This is a genomic window from Niabella beijingensis, assembly GCF_020034665.1.
GTDB classification, from domain to species: domain Bacteria; phylum Bacteroidota; class Bacteroidia; order Chitinophagales; family Chitinophagaceae; genus Niabella; species Niabella beijingensis.
The window spans coordinates 106,348-125,496 of sequence record NZ_JAIQDI010000001.1; the positions used below are offsets into that span (position 1 = coordinate 106,348).

General features: G+C 50.0%; 12 protein-coding genes. 1 reads left to right on the top strand and 11 read right to left on the bottom strand.

Annotation, left to right across the window (positions count from 1 at the left end; genetic code table 11):
- Positions 1–171 precede the first annotated feature (171 nt).
- The 6 genes from K7B07_RS00440 to K7B07_RS00465 all read right to left on the bottom strand — a co-directional run bounded on the left by K7B07_RS00440 (position 172) and on the right by K7B07_RS00465 (position 11,047).
- Positions 172–1,857 carry a DUF4091 domain-containing protein gene (locus tag K7B07_RS00440; protein WP_223706440.1) on the bottom strand — a complete coding sequence of 562 codons (1,686 nt, stop codon included), beginning with the start codon at positions 1,855–1,857 and terminating at the stop codon, positions 172–174.
- 41 nt (positions 1,858–1,898) lie between these two features.
- Positions 1,899–2,960, bottom strand: coding sequence for a glycoside hydrolase family 43 protein (locus K7B07_RS00445; RefSeq protein WP_223706442.1), 1,062 nt, complete (start codon positions 2,958–2,960; stop codon positions 1,899–1,901).
- A 27-nt stretch (positions 2,961–2,987) separates the two neighbouring features.
- Positions 2,988–4,211: a DUF1735 domain-containing protein gene (locus K7B07_RS00450; RefSeq protein ID WP_223706444.1), complete on the bottom strand. Its 1,224-nt coding sequence runs from the start codon at positions 4,209–4,211 to the stop codon at positions 2,988–2,990.
- 29 nt (positions 4,212–4,240) lie between these two features.
- The gene (locus K7B07_RS00455) at positions 4,241–6,031 is read right to left on the bottom strand and encodes a RagB/SusD family nutrient uptake outer membrane protein (RefSeq protein WP_223706446.1); all 1,791 of its coding nucleotides are present in this window, start codon (positions 6,029–6,031) and stop codon (positions 4,241–4,243) included.
- 11 nt (positions 6,032–6,042) lie between these two features.
- On the bottom strand, positions 6,043–9,198 hold the full coding sequence (locus tag K7B07_RS00460) for a SusC/RagA family TonB-linked outer membrane protein (protein WP_223706447.1): 3,156 nt from the start codon (positions 9,196–9,198) through the stop codon (positions 6,043–6,045).
- 556 nt (positions 9,199–9,754) lie between these two features.
- Positions 9,755–11,047: a sugar MFS transporter gene (locus tag K7B07_RS00465; protein WP_223706449.1), complete on the bottom strand. Its 1,293-nt coding sequence runs from the start codon at positions 11,045–11,047 to the stop codon at positions 9,755–9,757.
- A gap of 14 nt (positions 11,048–11,061) precedes the next feature.
- Between K7B07_RS00465 and K7B07_RS00470 the strand changes: the two genes are divergently transcribed.
- Entirely contained in the window at positions 11,062–11,310 is a 249-nt protein-coding gene (locus tag K7B07_RS00470; protein WP_223706452.1) for a hypothetical protein, read from the top strand.
- A 28-nt stretch (positions 11,311–11,338) separates the two neighbouring features.
- Here the strand turns inward: K7B07_RS00470 and K7B07_RS00475 are convergent, their stop codons facing one another.
- The 5 genes from K7B07_RS00475 to K7B07_RS00495 form a co-directional block, all read right to left on the bottom strand.
- Positions 11,339–13,126, bottom strand: a complete 1,788-nt coding sequence (locus tag K7B07_RS00475) for an L-fucose isomerase (RefSeq protein WP_223706454.1) — start codon at positions 13,124–13,126, stop codon at positions 11,339–11,341.
- Positions 13,127–13,173: 47 nt separating this feature from the next.
- Positions 13,174–14,436 carry a DUF6786 family protein gene (locus K7B07_RS00480; protein WP_223706456.1) on the bottom strand — a complete coding sequence of 421 codons (1,263 nt, stop codon included), beginning with the start codon at positions 14,434–14,436 and terminating at the stop codon, positions 13,174–13,176.
- A gap of 78 nt (positions 14,437–14,514) precedes the next feature.
- Positions 14,515–15,678 carry a glycoside hydrolase family 172 protein gene (locus K7B07_RS00485; protein ID WP_223706458.1) on the bottom strand — a complete coding sequence of 388 codons (1,164 nt, stop codon included), beginning with the start codon at positions 15,676–15,678 and terminating at the stop codon, positions 14,515–14,517.
- A gap of 275 nt (positions 15,679–15,953) precedes the next feature.
- Entirely contained in the window at positions 15,954–17,009 is a 1,056-nt protein-coding gene (locus K7B07_RS00490) for a LacI family DNA-binding transcriptional regulator (protein ID WP_223706459.1), read from the bottom strand.
- 163 nt (positions 17,010–17,172) lie between these two features.
- Complete coding sequence (locus K7B07_RS00495; protein WP_223706461.1) at positions 17,173–19,101, bottom strand: glycoside hydrolase family 172 protein; 1,929 nt, start codon at positions 19,099–19,101, stop codon at positions 17,173–17,175.
- Between the last annotated feature and the right edge of the window lie 48 nt (positions 19,102–19,149).

The window sequence follows — 19,149 nt, forward strand, 5'->3', positions numbered from 1 at the left end:
ATTGTCCCTACCGGACCTCTCTGCCTGGTGTTGAGCGTGCACCGGACGTTTCTGCCTTTTCGTTAACTAGTGGCTCAAAAAGCCAATTTATAGCTTAATCGTTTAAACAAATGTATTGTTTTTTTTCTTTCTTCACAAATCTTTTTTTTGTTTCAGAAACTACGCTGTCAACTATTTCCGGCTCAGCACTTTTTCCAATGCATCCCGGATCCACTGCTCGCTTTTGGGAAAATCTTCATAGGTACGCAACGGCGCCAGCAAGGGGTCATCCGGACTTATACCCGCTGTTTGCAGGATGGCATAGTCCTGAAGGGATTCGGCAAAGACTTCCCAGCGGATGGAATCAAAGGGGCCATCCGGGCCGGGATACACGGCAAACGGATCTCCGGAAGCAATACCGGGATAAGCATAGGCCGACCCTTCCGTAAAAGGATCCCCTGCTTCTTCCTTGTCCAGCTTGTACCAGAAATTATATCCCCAGTGCAAAAAACCCTGCGCCTTTAAATGATAGAACAGCCAGCCGCTCATCCGTAATTTGGGCAGGGGTGTATCATACAACCGGTTCAGCCATTTGTTGCGGGGGCCCGTGCAGAAATAGACCCAATGTGGGATATTCTCCTTGCGGTAAGCCTCATCCGAACTGATAATGGGCACGGGAATATCCGTAAGATGCTCGCGGCCATACCGCACATCACTCAGCGCATCCATTACCTTCATCCAGGGCGCCAGCCGGTGCAGCACGGCTCTCGCTTTTTTATAGTTGTCAACATGCTCCGACCAGGGTTCGTCCGACAGATGAAAATAGGAATCTTCCAGCAGCCGTTCTTTCACCAGAAAGGCGTGCAGCTGCGGCAGGTACTGTTCCAGGAAACCGATATATACCGGTGACATGGCCGGCAGGTTCTCATCCCAGAGCAACTTATGCTGACCGTTTTCTTCCTTGTAAATATGCATGGCATCCTGTACGCCCCAATAGAGCCAGAGATGCGCCCACTCAAATTTCCGGTAACCCAGTTCCCGGCACATATCCACGAACCGCTTGATCCGCGACCAGTCAAACTCATATTTTCCGGGGTATGGTTCCTTTACGATCAGCATCTGGCAGGGTTCTTTAAAGATGGCGCGCAGTTCAAAAAAGTTCTGGATAAAGGCCACATCATTTCCATGTTCGATCAGATTTTTCATACAGGCCCGGGTCAGCTGCCACCAGCGCTCGTCAAACATTTTTGTTTTGTATTGCAAGGCGATGGCCTCACCCCGCCACCAGTGGGTCACATAAAAATCTTTCCGTGGCTGCAGCACCAGCCGGCTTGCATTTACGGCCACCTCCAGCACCCGGTTCTTTTCTTCCTTACCTTCTTTCCATTTCAAACGCACCCGGTAGCGGTGCAGCCCGGGTTCCAGTGCTGCGGGGATCGTAAGCGTGATCCAGAACGACCGGCTCTCATAAGGATTTGCCGCTGCCTCGCTGACCGGATATAGCGGATCCGGCAACCAGCCCGGCAGATAGCCTTTGCCATCGAGTTCCTGCGGCTCCACATCTGTATTAAAATGGGGCATGGGCACAAGCCCCACATAACGCACCTGCGGATTCAACGCAGCGGCATCCTCCACACTGCAGGAAATATGTGTCTGATCCTTCATATTGCTGCGGTAAGCTACCTGGAAGGATATCCGGCTGTTGCGTGCTGCCTGCAGCTCCAGCGCGGCAGCCGGCGGGGCCGGCGACTGCGGGAATATCCGGTTCAGCGAACTGGCTAGCCATACCTGCATACTGCTATCGGTTTCTGCGGCTTTTACATGCGTTACACAAAAGAGAATAACAAAAACGGGAAGTAGTCTTTTTTTGAATTTCATACTGCAACTTTTATTAGAGGGTTATTTTTATACGTTCGGATTCAGCGCTCCTGCTCCAGATAATACAGACTGCCGACATCCATCACCAGTTTATCTGCGCCACCGGAAGGATCGGCCACAAACGATGCCTTCACCACTGCTGTGCGGCGGGGCTGCACACTTGTAGCCGAATTATGCGTATGGAACACATAATTCATAGAACCATCCGGATCAAAAAACACATCGCCGTGCCCGCTGCCCGGCTTGCCGGTGTTCGTCATACTCAATACCGGATTTTCTGCTGCCTTGGTCCAGGGCCCGAGTGGGTGGCTGGCCGTGGCATAGCCAACCGCGTATTGCTGATTTTCGAAATGATTGGCCGAATAGATCAGATAATAGATGCCTTTATGCCGGAGCACTGTAGGCCCTTCCACCACCCGCGCCTGTATTATTTCCCAGGGCGCCGTAGCAGTAATACAAAGCGTCCGGCTTTTTTTATCAATGGCTGTAAAGTCATCATTAATAGAAGCCACATAAATCTTATTACCGTTGGTAATATCTACATGATAAAGGTACTTTTTACCATCTTCATCAAAGAAAACATACGGATCAATATTCTTCTGATCAAAAGCGATGGCTTCTTTTGCATAAAAGGGCCCTTCGGGCGAAGGAGCAGTACCAATGGCGATCTGTTCGTTCGCTACATAGGCCATATAAAATTTATTTCCTGCCTTCCAGACCTGCGGAGCCCAGAATCCCCTGGTACCAAAGGATCCCGGCGTACTTACGGCGCCCCCCCCGGAGGCGGCCGCCCCCAGCTTCCAGCGTTTCTTATCGGTAGTTACAAAAACCCGGATCCCTTTGTCGGGCACCACGCCATCTGTACCATACAGGTAGTATTTTCCCTGATCGGTAAAAATGGTCGGATCCGCCTGATAAAGGGGTTGAGTGGTTACAGAAGGTGGCGGCTTTTCTCCCTTTTCCGGTTCGGATTTACTGCAGGCGCTGCACAGGCCGGCAGCAACACCACAGAACAAAGCAAGCATTCGATGGCTCCGGATCATGCGCCGGTGCCCCTTCCCCTTATTTATTATTTCGATAAAACCGTTGTCTGCTTTTTGCATATACTCTTTCTTTTAATGATCCCGTTCTTATTCGATGTACCGGGCCGGATCAAATTTATACCGGTACAGATCCCCGTTGGCATCCAGTGCCAGGATGTCTTTATCAATAACGGTCAACCGCTCATACATATTCCACCCTGTGCCCACCAGTATCCGGTCCCCGGGAACAGCTTCCTCCGACATTTTATACAGCCACAGGTTACCGTCAAAACCCAGGGCCAGCAGATAACCCTGCCAGGCCATTACCTGCCGGTAGTTACCAAAGTCGGCCCCCACCGTGGTCTTGGGTGCATCTACCCGGGAAAGCAACGGCTGCCGCAGAAGATTACCGGAGCTTTTCTCTACCAGCAGGAAATAATTTTTAAATGGTATAATGGTGGCATACTTATCCCAGAAATCACCCAGCCACCACTCTTCCCAGACCGGGCTGGCCTGGTGCATGGTCAGATCGGGTTCCCATTTAAAATAGAACAACCCTGCCCAGTAAGGATAATTACGCACCACAATATCGGTTTCATTGATATAGTACCAGGATTCACTGGCATTCCAGTCGACACCGATCACTTTCGGAACCGGATCAAAACTGCCGTCCGCTTTCGGTGAATAAAGATTCAGGTCATTGTTCTTATGCCGGGCAACCAGTGTGTTCTGCCGTCCCCTTGCCAGTATGATGCGGTCTTTGTTCGCCCAGTCGAGCACCGGCCCCAGCGACAATACCTTCTGACGGGGTTCAATTGCTGCCACGTAAGAACGGGTAAAGATGTAATAAGTGGTACCATTGATATTGCTGATGGGCTGTCCACCTGCTGCTGTAACACCCAGGGGTAACATATACGAACGAAAGGGCTCCACATCACTGGTTCTAATATGCAGCGATAAGGTGGCTGTCGACCGTTGTCCCCTGGGGATCACGGCATGCTGCTCAAACTGGTAACTGCCGCCCGGCAGAGGGGCATAGTCCGTATTGTACCGCTCGTTAAAACTGTCTACCAGCGCCGGCTTCACCTCAAACTGGATCGCCAGATCGCTCGCTGCCGGTGAAATGCCGCCCAGGTATGCATTGTAAGAAAAGGCATAGGTGGTATCTGCAAGCGGCAGGCCGGTGGTATAGGGATTGTTTACAACCGCACGCGGCATATAAACATTCGCATATTGTCCTGGATCCGGCACGTCAACGTTTACGGGAGGTTCTTTGCTGCAGGAAAATAAGGCCAGCGCCAGGATGATATAGCTGTATATATTTTTTTTCATTGATGTATTTTTTAAAAATGAACACCTGTCTACCAACTCTGGTTCTGCACCAGGTTCGGATTCTTATTGATTTCTGCCTGCTGGATCGGCCACAGATAATGCTTGGGCGCCACGAAGACCCTTTTTTCGATAACGGTCCTTTTATAAAAAGCGTCGTCCTGCAAACCTGTTCCCGCAGCTATGTTCATACCGTGGATTTCTTTATTATCCAGGTTCTGTGCGATCTTCCAGCGGTGTGTGTCAAAATACCGGTGTGCTTCAAAAGCCATTTCGATCCTTCTTTCATGGCGTATCTTTTCCCGCATCCCATCCCTGGATAATCCAGCAGGCAATCCCGGCAGGCCGGCACGGTTGCGGATGGCATCCACATATTTATATACATCGGCAACCGGACCTTCTGCTTCATTCAGTGCTTCCGCATAATTCAGGTACTGTTCCCCCAACCGGTAATAAATAAATGTATTTAATGAAAACCGGTTCTGGATGATATCCGAGTTCGGATCCACACATTTTTTTTGCAGATAGCCCGAGATGCAGTAATCCGACCCGGCAGAGCCTTTGCCATCTTTTCCTGAATTCCAGAGTTCGATTTTCCGTCCCTTCCATTCGGCCCCGCTGAAATTGATGCTGGCATAAAAACGGGGTTCCCTGTTGGTGTACATCTTCCTTATACCCGGCCTCCATCTTGATGAGTCCTTGGTATCTGTAGCATACCCGGTTTCAACATATCCGGATGAGGTATTAATAACCGGTGATCCATCAGTGTTGTAACCGATGATCGGAGCCATTCCATTGTCCATTTCATAGGCGTCCACCAGTTCCTGCAAGGGGCAGAAGATGGAAAAACCGCCATAGCCCAGGGGATTGGAACACCGCTCAAAGTGACTGTTAAAGCCCAGTAACCGGGCATACAACACTTCTTCGTTGTTCCGCACAAGAAACAGTTGCTGATAATTTTTAACCGGGTCGTTATCAGAAGAACGGTATAAGCGATAGCCCGCGGCCTCACATTCATCAATACACTGTTTTGCAGCGTTGGCTGCTGCCCGCCAGCGTTGCGCGTCATAGCCGGGAAATAATTTCAGCCCGTCCCTGTTCGCCACATTCGCATAATCGGGGTTGCCGTTCCACAGCGGGCTGGCCATATAAAGCAATGCCTGTGCCTTAAGCGCGAGCGCCGTGGCCCGCGTAACCCGGCCGATCTTATCCAGTGAAACTTTCATGGGCAGGTCTGCCGCTGCCCGGTCGCAATCAGCAGCAATAAAACCGATCACGGAATCGATCGGGCTCCGGTGTATCTGGTAAAAATCATCATCCAGTTTATAGGTATGATCAGCGATCGGAATGGGGCCATGGATCCGGGCCAGGAAAAAATGATACATCGCACGCAGCAGTATCGCCTCGGCTTTCCAGGTCTTCTTTTCGGTAGCATCCATTGGTACCCGATCCACATTATCGATAAAGATATTCGTCTTGCGGATGCCTTCATACATATAGCCCCAGATGTCCGGCCAGAAATAGTCCGCACTCCAGGCGCCGGAATTTAATAAATGGCTGTAGGCCCGGGTGTACGTGATTTCCATTTCATCACAGGCCCCGGTGAACGGGTTCCGTGTGGGATCATCTGCAGCATTGGCCATCGTGGGAATATTGCTGTAGGCCCCTGCCAGCCACCGCTCTGCATAAGACCTTCTTGTAAAAACCGAATCAAGAGTAATATCTTCTTCCGGCGATTTATCAAGAAAATTTTTCTTACAACCAAAGTTGCCGGCGAGGAGCATCGTTGTAAAAAAAGAAAGTATGATTATTTTAATTTTCATAGCTGTAAAATTTAGAATGTAAGTTGCAGCCCCAAATTGACGCTTCTTTGCAAAGGATAAGTGGGGGTACCATAATTCGCTTCAGGGTCAGCCACTTTGATATGATCCCATGTGAACAGGTTCATACCATTTACAAAAGCGCGGATCCCGCTAAGGCCGTACCTTTCAATTGCGCGGATCTTAAAGCTATACGCCACCTCTGCACTTTTCAGCCGTACATATGCCGCATTTTTCAGGTACAGGGTATTGGTCCGGTTGTTATTGATGTTATTCTCCCAGGATGCAGCAGGATATCTGGCATTGGAATTATCGGCACCCGGTATCCAGCGGTTGTCATAATATTCGCGCATCAGGTTATAGGTACCTACCCCGAAATGAAAGGGATACATGGAGGCTTCATCCAGGAAAGTGCTTGCCATGGCAACCCCCTGGAAAAACAGGCTCAGTTCAAATCCCTTGTATCCCACCGTTCCTCCCACTCCATATACCAGTTGCGGCGTGCGGGGATAACCAATGGGTACACGGTCAAAATCATCAATGACCCCATCCCCGTTCGTATCCTGGTATTTGATATCCCCCGGTCTTACCTGCTCCATATATTTTTGCAGGGGACTGTTATCAATATCTGCCTGATCTTTAAAGAACCCGATAGCCACCAGCCCCATCGGCTGGTCGATCGGCAATCCTACATAAGACTGGTAAGAATACCTTGCCGGCGGATCATCGTTCTTTTCAACAAAACTCCGGGCGTATGTGATCGTTCCCCGCAGGTTATAAAAAAAGCTGCTTTGGTAATTCTTCTTCCATTCCACCACACCGTCGATACCATAATTCTTCGCTTCACCCAGGTTGCCGTAAGGAATGGTCCACGGAAAAAAGCCGGTAACCCTTGGGATCACATTCCGTTGTATCAATATGCCCTTACGGTATTCCCGGAACCCGTCCAGCTGCAGGGTCAGTTGACCATTGAGCAGTTCCAGGTCGATACCTAAATTTGATTTGGTGGCCACCTCCCAGGTAACATCTGCAAGTCCGATGTCGGATTCCTCGATGCCCGGCAGCCAGGCCTGGTTTTCCCCGAACCAGGTAGACTGGGCAGTGGTGGTATTGATCCGGGTGATGTATAAGAACCGCCGCACATCATCACGTACTTTATCATTCCCTACTTTACCATAGGAACCTCTCAGCTTCAAACTGCTGATGAAGCCGGAGTTCCAGAATTTTTCATTGCTGACCACCCAGCCGGCAGACACCGAAGGAAAGAAGCCAAACCGCTTTCCGGGCGGGAACTGCTCTGAACCATTGTATCCCGCATTAAACTCCAGCAGGTACCGGGTATCATATGCATAGGTCAGCCTTGTGGCAAGGCCCTGCCGGCGGCGGGGCAGGTTGTTGACAGAAGAATTGGCGACCAGCCATACTTCTTCTCTCCTGTTGCCCAGTAATAAGCCGGTAACGGTATGCGCACCAAAACTCCGGTTGTAGTTCAGGGACAACTCCTGGTAAAAGTTCCGGTTGGCCGCATTATTGGTTCCAAAACCCATGGGTTGTTCCTCGCGGATGGTTTTATAGATACCTGCCCCATCGGCATCATAACCGGTGAGTTCTTTTATACCAAAGGTCTTCCGGCGGTCGACAAAATTATGGTATAAATGATCGTATGAAAATAACGCGCGCAGATTCAGTCCTTTTGTAACCAGGGATGACAGGTCCCATTTTGCCACCACAGTACCCTGTACGGTATTCCGTTCCTGTGTACTGTATCCCGATCTTGTCAGCAACGCCCAGGGATTATTCTGCAGATAGGAGGTACTGCGTCCGGCAACAGAACCATCCGGGTTTGTAACAGGATAATTAATAGGCGAAGTTATTTTTATGGCAGAAAAAATGTCGGGAGCGCCGGTACCCGGATAGTTCCCTTTCTGAAAGATGCCGCCGATACCCATTTGGATATTGATGGATTTCGAAACATTTATATCCACATTCGATTTAAAATCATAGCGTTTCATCTGCGCATTGGTGGGGTACGGATTGGAAGGATCTTCCTTATAGATACCGTTCAGGATACTATAGCCCAGGTTCACATAATATTTTGCAACATCACCGCCGCCCGTTATGCCCAGGTTGTTGATGGTTTGTGTGGTTTTCTTTTTCAGGGCCACATCGGTCCAGTTTACATCAGGATACAGGTACGGATCAGATCCGTCTTTGAATTTCTGCAGCTGGTCCTCCGTATAGGCCGGCGCCCTTCCCGAACGTACTGACGCCTCGTTGATCAGTGATGCATACTCCCATCCGTTGATATAATCAGGCAGCCGGAGTGCGGTCAGCACAGCATTCTCCGTCCGGAACACCACTTTGGGTTTTCCCTGGACGCCTCTCTTGGTCGTGATCAGGATCACCCCGTTGGCGCCCTGCACGCCATAAACGGCGGTAGCGGATGCATCCTTTAGCATCGTAATGCTCTCCACCTCCTGAACATTCACCAGGTTGATATCCCGTTCCACTCCATCTACCAGGATCAACGGGTTCCGGTTGTTCCAGGTACCGAAGCCCCGGATAAAGATCTGGGCACCATCGTAACCCGGCTCCCCCGAACTTTGGCGGGTAATGATCCCCGGCATACTTCCGGCCAGCGCATTGGAAAGGGATGGTGTGGCAATGCGTTGCACGTTGGATACGGACACACTGGAAACCGCTCCTGTTACGGTCACTTTTTTTTGGGTTCCGTACCCCACTACCACCACTTCGTTCATCTTTTGCTCTTCCAGGTCCGGCTGCATTTTTATAGCAATGGACCGTTGTATACCCGGCAGCAACTCTTGTGTGACATAGCCCTGGTAGGTAATGACCAGCGAATCACCCGGCCGCACTTCCAGCATAAACGCCCCAGCCACATCGGTGATCGTTCCGCGGCTGGTATGGGGCACCGAAACCGAAGCACCCGGCAGCGGATTGTCTTTTTCATTAACTACGGTTCCTCTAAGTACCCAGGACTCAGGAGGAACAGTATCCTGCCAGAGCGGGATACCGGCCGTTACTGCCGTCTTACGCTCCCCGGCAGCATACAAAGCAGCAGCCATTAGCTGGAATAGGCCCCATAACAGCAGGTACCGGACAAATATTCCGGGCCGTCTGGACAGGCATCCAAAAAAATCAGACTTCATAAGCATCATTTTTAATCGTTAACAGAATTCTCATACGAATACGAGCATGTTTTATTTTAGTTTAATCGTTTAAGCAACCGGACCAAAAAAACCGCCACATTTCATGCGTGTGCATGGCAAACACCGCAGCTGTTACACTTTATATGCTTTCTTTTGGGGCAATGCCCTTTTATGGCTGTTTTCAACTTCCCTGTCAGGCAATCACACAGCAGCTCCAACAAACGTTATCATTCCAAAAGGGCTGGTGCCCTTGTTTCATTATTGTTTCCCGGTATATTTCATCTGGTTTTTTCATGCCGGTTGATCCCGGCTTTTCTTTTCCAACAACAGCCTGCCCGCCTACAACAAATCACCACTGCACCTGTATTCAGGAACAATTCTGCAGTATCATCCGATCGGTAAAGACCTTTAAAACATCCTTACTTTTCCAACACAAGGCAGCCACTCCTGTATCCCGGTCCTATCCGGTCCATAATAGTGACCGCTCCTGTTTTTGTCGATTCTACCCGCCTGCGGCCAGACGTCCTTTTTACCCTTTTTCAGCCGTTCTGCCCGGTCAGGCTTTTACCTTATATCCGTTCACTGCATAATAAAGAATGAACAGGAACAAGGGAATGGGAACAAAGAAACCGGTAGCCATCCCATAGGTATCCGCAATGAGTCCCATCAACGGCGGAAATACGGCACCGCCCGCCACAGCCATCACCAGGAAGGAAGCTCCCTGTTTCGTTTTAACACCGAGTCCTTTAATAGCCAATGCGAATATCGTGGGGAACATGATCGACATAAAAAAGAATACGCCATAAAGCGCTATCAGCGAAGCCCATCCCATCTCAGAGGCCACTACCGGCAGCAACACACAAACCGCGAGCGCATAAAGTGCCAGCATTCGTGTGGGTTTGAAGTACTTCATCAACGCACTGCCGGAGATACGCCCGATCATAAACAACAGGAACCCGAGCGATAAAAAATATGGACCATACTTTACATCAAAACGGGGATGCATATCATGGTCGGTAACAAAATTGATCAGGTAGCTGAACACACCGGTCTGCGCCGCCACATAGCAGGCCTGAGCGATAAACCCCAGCACAAAATGCCGGTTCTCCCACAGGGGTTTCCTGGAAATATATCTTGGATCTGCCGGATCGGACACTTCCATATCCGCTCCGGGAGTTGCAGAAATACCATGTCCGCCATGCGCGGCGTTTTCATCCTCCTCCGTAATTTCGGGCAGCTTCAGCCGCATAAAAATAAAGGCCACAATCAATACTGCCAGTCCAATAATCGCAAAAGGCAGCACGATCGACATCATCTTCTCCCCTTCCACATGACTTTGATTGCCGTAAACATATAAGGCGATGAGCGGGCCCACTACCCAGGCAAGTCCGTTGAAGGATTGCGAGAAATTGATCCGTCGTTCAGCGGTCTCGGGGGGACCCAGTTTGGTGGTATAGGGATTCGCCGCTGTTTCGAGCGTGGTTAAACCTGCACCGATCACCAGGAGGCAGATCAGGAATAATATAAACGATTGCAAAGGGGCGGTTGCCGCAGCAAGCAGCGCTCCTGCTGCAAAAAGAATCAATCCAAAGATCACCCCTTTCTTATACCCGTATTTTTTCATGAACAAACCAGCGGGTATCGCCATGCCGAAATAGGCACCATACAGCGAGAACTGGATAAAACTGGACTGCCATTTTTTCAAATGCAGCATTTCCTGGAAGTTCTTATCCAGTGTATCCAGCATACCATGTGCCACGCCCCAAAGAAAAAATAATGCGCTGATCGCCGCAAACGGCGCAACATAATTAACTCCGTCCCTGATAAAAAGTGATTTCTTTTTGCTCATATTAAATAGGTAGATTGAATGAAACTTTTTTTTTATACCGTGACGAACTTTTATCAAAAAACGGAACAGCAGGTGTACCGGACGCAGCAACCGGAACAATAAACGGTATAGCGCAGTTGAAGCCGACTGGCACCGGCAGCAAGAAAGTTATTCCATTTTTCATTGACATTCCCGATCGTTCTTTTAAAAGTTTATCAGCCGGTAAAATACATATTTTTTGCAGAAACCCTACTTCAGGAACAATATCGGATACAAAAAGGTGAATATTGTTTACTCCCCCAAGCCACACTTCTACCGGTACAGCGGGCCGTACACCGCGCAGGCCCTGTAATCAGATCCTTCAGGATCCATTCCGTAGGCGCCCCATGCGGAAGGACGGAAGATCTTCTCTTCCGCAACATTGTGCATAGCCACCGGTATGCGCAACATGGACGCTAAGGTGATCAGCTGATCGCCGATATGCCCGTAACTGATGGCACCGTGGTTGGCCCCCCAGTTGGCCATTACTGCATAAACATCCTTAAAAGGGCCGCTGCCCGTAAGGTTGGGCACAAACCAGGTGGTTGGCCAGATCCGGTCGGTACGTTCATTCAAAATATCATGCACCTGTGTAGGCAGGTCGATCGTATACCCTTCTGCGATCTGCAATACCGGCCCCTGCCCTTTTATCAAATTCAGCCGGCACATGGTTACCGGCATATCTCCTTTTGTAAGAAAGGTAGAGGAATAACCGCCACCCCGCATATAATCGCGGTTGGAGGGGCTCCAGGTAGTAGCTGCCAGACAAGCGGCTGCTTCCTTTTCGCTGATCTCCCAGTAAGGTTTCATGACAGGTTTGCCATTCCTGCTTTGCCGTCCTGTTCCATCCAGTGTGGCGGAGCCGGAATTGATCAGATGGATAAACCCGTTTTCCGCTCTTCCTTCGGGCTTCCATCCGGATACCCGCTCGGTAGCCTGCGGACTCCAGTAAGTACGCACATCCGCAAAGATCTGCGCCGTATTGGTAAGCAGGTAATTGAACAGCATCGATACCCCGTTGTAGCAATCGTTTTCGGTAGCCACCATATAGGGATTGCGGATGCCGTTCCAGTCGAATGAGGAATTGAGCAACGCTTCCGAAAAATCGCCATCGGGCAGGAAGTCGGTCCACTGCCGCTGTCCCTGGAAACCGGAGACCAGCGCCTGATGTCCCTGGGCTTCTTCTGCAAATCCCATGGTTTTCAGCCGGGGATTACCGATCATCAGGTCACGGATGATCATGGTCATCTTTACCACAAACTCCCAGTCCTTATCTTTTTCCCTGCGGCTCTTTATCTTTTCCTTACGATTGTAGTCCTTCCCTTCCCTGCAGTTCTTCTTCACCCAGCTGATCGCTTTTTTAAACTCTGCAGCATCAAAGATATTCAGCTGGATCCGTCTCAGGATCTCAGAAGAATCCACGTACTCGTTGCGCATCCCCAGGTATTCCTGGAAGAACTGCGGATCCACGATCGAGCCGGCGATCCCCATCGAAACAGATCCGATTGCCAGATAGGACTGGCCCTTCATCAGCGCCACTACCAGTCCGGCCTTTGCGAACTGCAATAATTTTTCCTGTACATCACCAGGTATGGAAGTATCTCCCATATCCTGCACATCCTGCCCGTAAATCCCGAAGCAGGGCAGTCCTTTCTGATTATGCGCCGCCAGTGTTGCTGCCAGGTATACCGCACCGGGCCGCTCTGTACCGTTGAAGCCCCAGATCGCTTTGGGAATGTCCGGGTTCATATCCATTGTTTCCGAGCCATAACACCAGCAAGGTGTTACCGACAGCGAAAGCCCTACATTAGCAGCTGCAAATTTTGTTGCGCAATCCGCAGCTTCCTTTACCCCACCGATACAGGTATCAGCGATGATACACTCCACGGGCGTACCGTCCGGATATTTCAGTTGCTTCGAATAGAATGCAGCCACCGCTTTTGCCATTCCCATCGTGGTTGCTTCCAGCGATTCCCTGATCCCTCCCAGCCGGCCGTCAATGATCGGACGGATACCGATGCGGGGGTACTGATTCTTTTTTGATTTATCTTTTACTCGCATAGTTTATTTTTAAAAACATTCTTTCTGCACTGCAGCTGATTACTGTATTATTTAAAAGCTTTCGCGATCTCATCCACAGAAACGCCCAGCACCTTCTGAGCGATGCTGTTCAACCCTTCTTTCGCTCCGGTAAAATGATACACATTATGGCGATGCGTAAGGGCCGTGCCCGGTTTCAGAAATGCCGCAGGAGATACACTCTCGATCTCATAGAACGGCCCCATTTGTTTGCCATCGGCCAGGGGGCCGTCATTATAAGCATTCATCGCATCCCCGCTGAACGGAGGGCGGTCGGTACGCCATTCCTGGTTGAGGTATTTGCCGGCCGGGTCGATATCGTACCTTACAATGGTCAGCACATTACCAATGGCATCATAACTGCCCGCTACATTTTTTACACGGCCCGGCGGAATGCCCAGTTTGCCCCTGGACTTACCATCTGCTTTAAAAAACAGCAGCCCGTTGGAAAAATGGATGCGGCCTTTGGGGATCTCCCCGAAATAATCCGTAGTGGCCACTTTTCCGGAAGCGCCGTCGTTATACGGGATCACAATCGTACAGCCTTCAGAAGGCGTGAACATATCCAGGTTCCACATACAGGGAGCACCGGTCTTTTCATCCCATGCCTGCGTGCCGCTATTGGTAATGCTGTTCACCGTCTGGAACGCAACGGATTTAATTCCTTCTGCCGGGGCCACGCCCAGGTCTGAAGCGATGGCCTCCTTACCGATCAGGGTTACCTGGCGGGCAGCTTTTATCTGCAGCTGTGTACCTGCATAATTCAGAAGATTCATTTCTTTACTCATGGATACAGAAGAAGCATCGGAAGCATCCAGCTTCCAGGGTTCTGTATCGATGGATGCAGGCGTCTTCCAGTTCTCAAACTCCATCTTCGCTCCCGGCCTGAAGTACAGCGAGAACAAACCACCCTCCGGCCCCAGCCATAGCCGGTCTTCTCCGCCATAGGCGTTCATGTGCGCATCTTCCGGTCCTTCAAATGCCTTGTAGTTCACCCATCCAAAGCTTTTACCTGCCGGTCCGTCGGCAGAAGAGGTAAATACTTTTGCCTGGTACCGGGGCGAAACAATGACCTGACTGGCTCCGTCGGCACTTTTAAGCACGATCAGCCCGCTGTCCTTCTGCTGAAGAAAATGCACATCATATCCAAAACTTCCGGGCGCATGATCAGTCATAGTATCAGTTGTTTGTGCCGAATCCGATGAGGCAGCCGGTGTTTTTGTGCCTCCGTTACAGGAGCACAACAATACGCCGGCGGCCAGCACCGGGAATAGCTGATTTTTCAGTTTCATTTTTATAATTTTTTACAAAGAACGCCTTAATAAAAACAGACAGGCTATCGCTGCATTTCCCGCTGCTACCGGAAAGCATCAGTTCACTTCCAGTATATCCATTTCGGGAAGTTTGGGAAATTTTTTATGCGGTTCGGTCTGGTACCAGTAGGCCACGGTTATTATATCAGAATGCTGTGGAAGGTACCTTCCGCCCGACTTCCAGCCCAGATCCTGGATGGTCACTTTAAGATCCTTGTCGAAGCGGATCGGGTCCATGATGTGCCAGCGGTACATTCCAAACCGCATCTGCGATCCGTACATCCCGTCCGGTCGCAATACCTGATGCAGTCCTGCGTAAGCAGTGGAGAACTCCTGGTACTGCCGGGTACGTTTGTTCTCAAAATTATAGGAGCCGCAGAAATAATCTTCGGTACCGGTACCCACAATGGTGGCATAATCATCATCCCCATCCATAAAGAATTTGATCTCGCCTTCACCCCACCAGCCATTATTGGTAACACCTACACCCATATAGGTACCCACATACTGCCCCTTTCCTTTTACACCATCGAGGATGGTATGCAGTGATCCCATATTGGGTTTGCTGCGGCGGTACTGCGCATGAAAATAACCCTCATCCGGTCCAACATCCGTCAGGGTATAATCCACCTGATAATACAGGCGCATGGGTTGCGAATCGAGATTCTGCATCGTGATCTTACAGTTTTTCCGGAACGGCATTTTCCAGTAGCTGTTAAACGCGCTTCCGGGGTTAACCGTCATTGCCAGCGAATTCAGTGGAGAAAATTCATTCCATCCGATACCAAAGAACGGGCCCACCGGGCTCTCTACCGAAGGATCGGCTTCCCCGTCATAATAGATCCGGAAAATGGAAAAATTAAAATTCCCTGTCGGGGTCATCCAGATATGCTGAACGGCACCCGGACCGGCTATATCTGCCATGGTAAAGGTTTCGCCGGGCTCTATGATTATAAAAGGATTTACTTTCCAGCCTTTACCCAGATCCCGGGCTTCATTGGCGGCGTTGGCCACATTGCGTTTTCCTTTATCCCGCACCGGGTCGGCCATTCCCCCCTTCGCTTTTTCCCCTGTGAAATTCTCGGGACTGATGGAGCGGGTTTTAGCATCGGAAAGACGCGATAGATTTCCAAGGCTCATATCGAGCCCGTTGAATTTCTCCTGTGCGAAGCCCGAATAAAAGGCGATTGACAGTAACAACAGGAATCCAATTTTTTTCATACAGACTTTTTTAAACAATGAACAATCGTGACAGTAAGCTTATACGTTTAAGCAAAAATAAAGTGTTTGTTTTTATTTACCAATTTATTCTTCGAAAAAGTTTTTCCCTGTTGAAAAGCCGTCAAATCCGGGTCCAGACCGGGTTTCAGCCAGGCCGATCCGCGGAAGTTTTTTTCTGCTGATTACTGCGGAGCATTACGATAAACACGCTGCATGGCCAACCCGCGCTTATCGCGGGAAAGCCTTCCCCGATCGCTGCAGATCGTTAACTGCATTTACCTGCGATCAACACCGTCCCTGGATTTCCGGCGGTTGCTGCTCTCTCCTTTTATAATGATGGATGGCACTGTTATCTTAGCAGGTTTTTTGCTCCGCGCATCGATCGACTGCATCAGCGACTGAACCGCATTTTCGCTGATGGCCTGAAGATTCTGCTTTATATAGGTTATAGAAGAGTAAAAGAAATCGAATACATCACTTTCATCAAAACTGATCACGCCAAGATCCTGCGGTACCCGGATCCCTTTTGCATGGATCACCTTAAGCGACTGCACCGAGATGCTGTTGGTAGCAAATACCAGCGAATCCACCACCCGGTTCCTAGGGTCCAGCAGGCGTTCCAGCGCACCGGTCACATGTTCCTTGTAATTTCCATAAGGCACTTTTGCAAACCACCGGGAATTGAACCGGATGCCGTTGTCCTTTAGCGCATCCTTATAGCCCGCCACCCGGTCGATCATATGGGTCAGTGTGGTATCGTAGGCGATAATGCCTGGTTTTTTATATCCATTCCTGATCAGCAGTTTCACTGCATTGTACATCGCATCGTGGTTGTCGGTAACCACCACATTGGTTTCGATCTCATGAAACCCGCGGTCCATCAGTACAAACGGAATACCTTTATTACGGAGCTCTTCGATCTGCGATTGTGAGCCGGCTACCGGGGTAATGATGAGGCCGTCTACCTGGCGGTTGAGAAAGGTGCTGATAAGGTTCTGCGATTTTTCCAGCTGTTCATCGCTGCTGCCGAACAAAACCGTATATCCCCGCTGTTGTGCCTCCAGCTCTATGATCCGTGCCAGCATGGCAAAGAAGGGATTCGAGATATCAGCAACGATCAAACCGATGGTATGTGTTTTCCCGAATTTCAGCCCCCGGGCAATCAGGTTGGGCTGGTAGTTCAGATCAGCAGCTACTTTCCGTATTTTCTTCGCGGCGGCTTCTCCTACCCGGGCCTCTTTTTCCTTTCCGTTCAGCACATAAGAAACCAGGGCAGTGGACACTCCTACTTTCTGGGCAATATCTTTAAGTGATACTCTTTTCTTTATCATCCGCATTCGTTTTTAGTCTTCATTCATTTTAGGGTTATCCTCCTTATCCGGTACATGCTGCTATAAAGGGGTGTCTGCAAAGTTTGGGCTTCTCCTCTAAAATAAACATTTTTCCATGTATTTTATTTTTATTCCGGAATAATCCGGATTGCTTCCTGCCGCTTTAATGTGCCGGTTCTTTCACCAGCAGTACCCGGTCGAATTTAAGATCAGGGTGTGGCTCCCCGCTCCGGAAAAGAAGGTTTACCGGGATGCTGCCATCCGTTATGGTTACACGGCCCAGTTCCAGATCCCCGGGTGCCGCTGAAAGCAGCACCTGCTGCCAGTTCCGGCCCCCTGCTGCGCCGGAAAGACATACTTCCAGCTTTCCGGCAGTGGCTTCTACAGCATGCAGGAAGACCCGGTAGGTTCCCTTCGGGATCTCTGAAACATTTATATTCAGACTCGCATTGGAACTCCCCTGCAATACGGCAACGCCTTCCTTTAGTTCCAGGTTGCCGTTATAGGTCAGCTGTTGCATCAGCCGGGTATAGAAGGTAACGGTGTCGGGGATAAATACAGTTGTAAGCGCATTAACCGGAACGGTAACGGGGGCAACCGGCCGTTCTGCATAATACAGCGCCACCGAAATATACTGAACCGCCCGGTTATTGTTTTCGGGACCATGCTCGATCGTATGACGGATCTCCTTATAAAACGGCATTTTGTCCGACAGGAAAAAACGGTACCCGCCGGTCCTTCCCAGGGGCAGGGTATAATCCAGGCAGCCGCTTAAAGGAGCGCCCAGGCGTTCTACCCAGCCACCGGGCTGGGCATACCAGCCCCCGTTAAAATAATCTTCAGAACCCGTTCCATGCGCCGTCATCACGCCATCGATCTCGGTACGGTCATCCCCTTCAAAAAATTCGGTGAAATGGGTTGCATCTGTAGCCTGTCCCTGCAGCAAGGTGCCTATATAATGGCCCTTCCCCCGGCCTTCCAAAAAAACATAGGGACTTCCCTGCTGAGGTTGTTCATTTTTCCAGAAGGCATAGAAGCGTCCTTCTTTCACCACATCTCTTTTTTGACGGGTATAAAAAACCTTTGCAGTAAGTGCAACGGGTACAGCCGCTGCGCCTTCTCGGTACACCAGCTCGATTGTTGCACGCTGGTCAAAGGGCATGGGCAGATAGCTGTAAGCCTTTACCGGCGTGGCTCCCAGGAACAGGCTTTCCATGGAACGCGCGCCATAGGCGAATCCAAAAAAATCCGCTACCGGCATATATACTGCAGGAAACGCTTCATTATCCCAGGTAATCTTCAGATCGATCTGTTTGTGCAGGCCGCTGAAAGCAGCTGCCGGCATCAGTTCAATACCGACAATCCTTCCGCCCTGCCGCAGATCAGCCAATTTGGCCACTGCACCGGGTTTCAGCAGCAACTCATGGGAAACTGTTTCCGGATCTACAGGATACCACTGCTGTATATCGCGGTTTTCATTGCTCCAAAGTGCAGCCGTCCGGTTCAAAAGGGCTTCTTCATTTTTTGTAAACCGGTTCCGGAACGTTTCCACGCGGTAGCGCTGATCATAGGTGCGGTACTGGATCTGGTGAAACAGGATCTTCGGTCCCCGGAAAACGATCTTGCATCCCTGTTTGTAAGGGATGGGGACATAGCTGTAAAATCCGCCTACCTTATGATCCGCAAGCGGTTTCAGGAATGGGAATACGGTGTTATTGAACAGGTCCCTGAATTTTATGGACAATGCCGGACTTATGCTTCCGTCAAAATAAAAATCCAGCGTGTCATCCGTTGGTGTTGGTGTCCAGATCCGTTCGATAACACCCTGCCCTTTCTCATCAAAAATGACCAGCCCGCCGGCCTCTTTCCGGATGTAGGAATAGTTTCCCCCAAAACCATCATTATTGCCTCCCGTAGTGTCATAGGAAGAGATTTGTTTTACCAGTGTTCCCTCAGTAAATTGAGGCCAGGCACTAAGATTTGTAAGACGCTCCAGGGATGAAGTAAAGGAGACCGGTTGCTGGCCGTAGGATGATACACTCCAGAACAACAGTAAAACGGCAGCGAAAGATTTGGGAAGGATTGCTTTCATACGCGCTACTTAATCGTTAAAGCAAAGATAATAACCACCAACCAGACA

Coding starts and splice junctions, on each gene's coding strand:
- K7B07_RS00440 (WP_223706440.1), bottom strand. CDS start 1,857: ATGAAATTCAAAAAAAGACTACTTCCCGTTTTTGTTATTCTCTTTTGT.
- K7B07_RS00445 (WP_223706442.1), bottom strand. CDS start 2,960: ATGCAAAAAGCAGACAACGGTTTTATCGAAATAATAAATAAGGGGAAG.
- K7B07_RS00450 (WP_223706444.1), bottom strand. CDS start 4,211: ATGAAAAAAAATATATACAGCTATATCATCCTGGCGCTGGCCTTATTT.
- K7B07_RS00455 (WP_223706446.1), bottom strand. CDS start 6,031: ATGAAAATTAAAATAATCATACTTTCTTTTTTTACAACGATGCTCCTC.
- K7B07_RS00460 (WP_223706447.1), bottom strand. CDS start 9,198: ATGAAGTCTGATTTTTTTGGATGCCTGTCCAGACGGCCCGGAATATTT.
- K7B07_RS00465 (WP_223706449.1), bottom strand. CDS start 11,047: ATGAGCAAAAAGAAATCACTTTTTATCAGGGACGGAGTTAATTATGTT.
- K7B07_RS00475 (WP_223706454.1), bottom strand. CDS start 13,126: ATGCGAGTAAAAGATAAATCAAAAAAGAATCAGTACCCCCGCATCGGT.
- K7B07_RS00480 (WP_223706456.1), bottom strand. CDS start 14,436: ATGAAACTGAAAAATCAGCTATTCCCGGTGCTGGCCGCCGGCGTATTG.
- K7B07_RS00485 (WP_223706458.1), bottom strand. CDS start 15,678: ATGAAAAAAATTGGATTCCTGTTGTTACTGTCAATCGCCTTTTATTCG.
- K7B07_RS00490 (WP_223706459.1), bottom strand. CDS start 17,009: ATGATAAAGAAAAGAGTATCACTTAAAGATATTGCCCAGAAAGTAGGA.
- K7B07_RS00495 (WP_223706461.1), bottom strand. CDS start 19,101: ATGAAAGCAATCCTTCCCAAATCTTTCGCTGCCGTTTTACTGTTGTTC.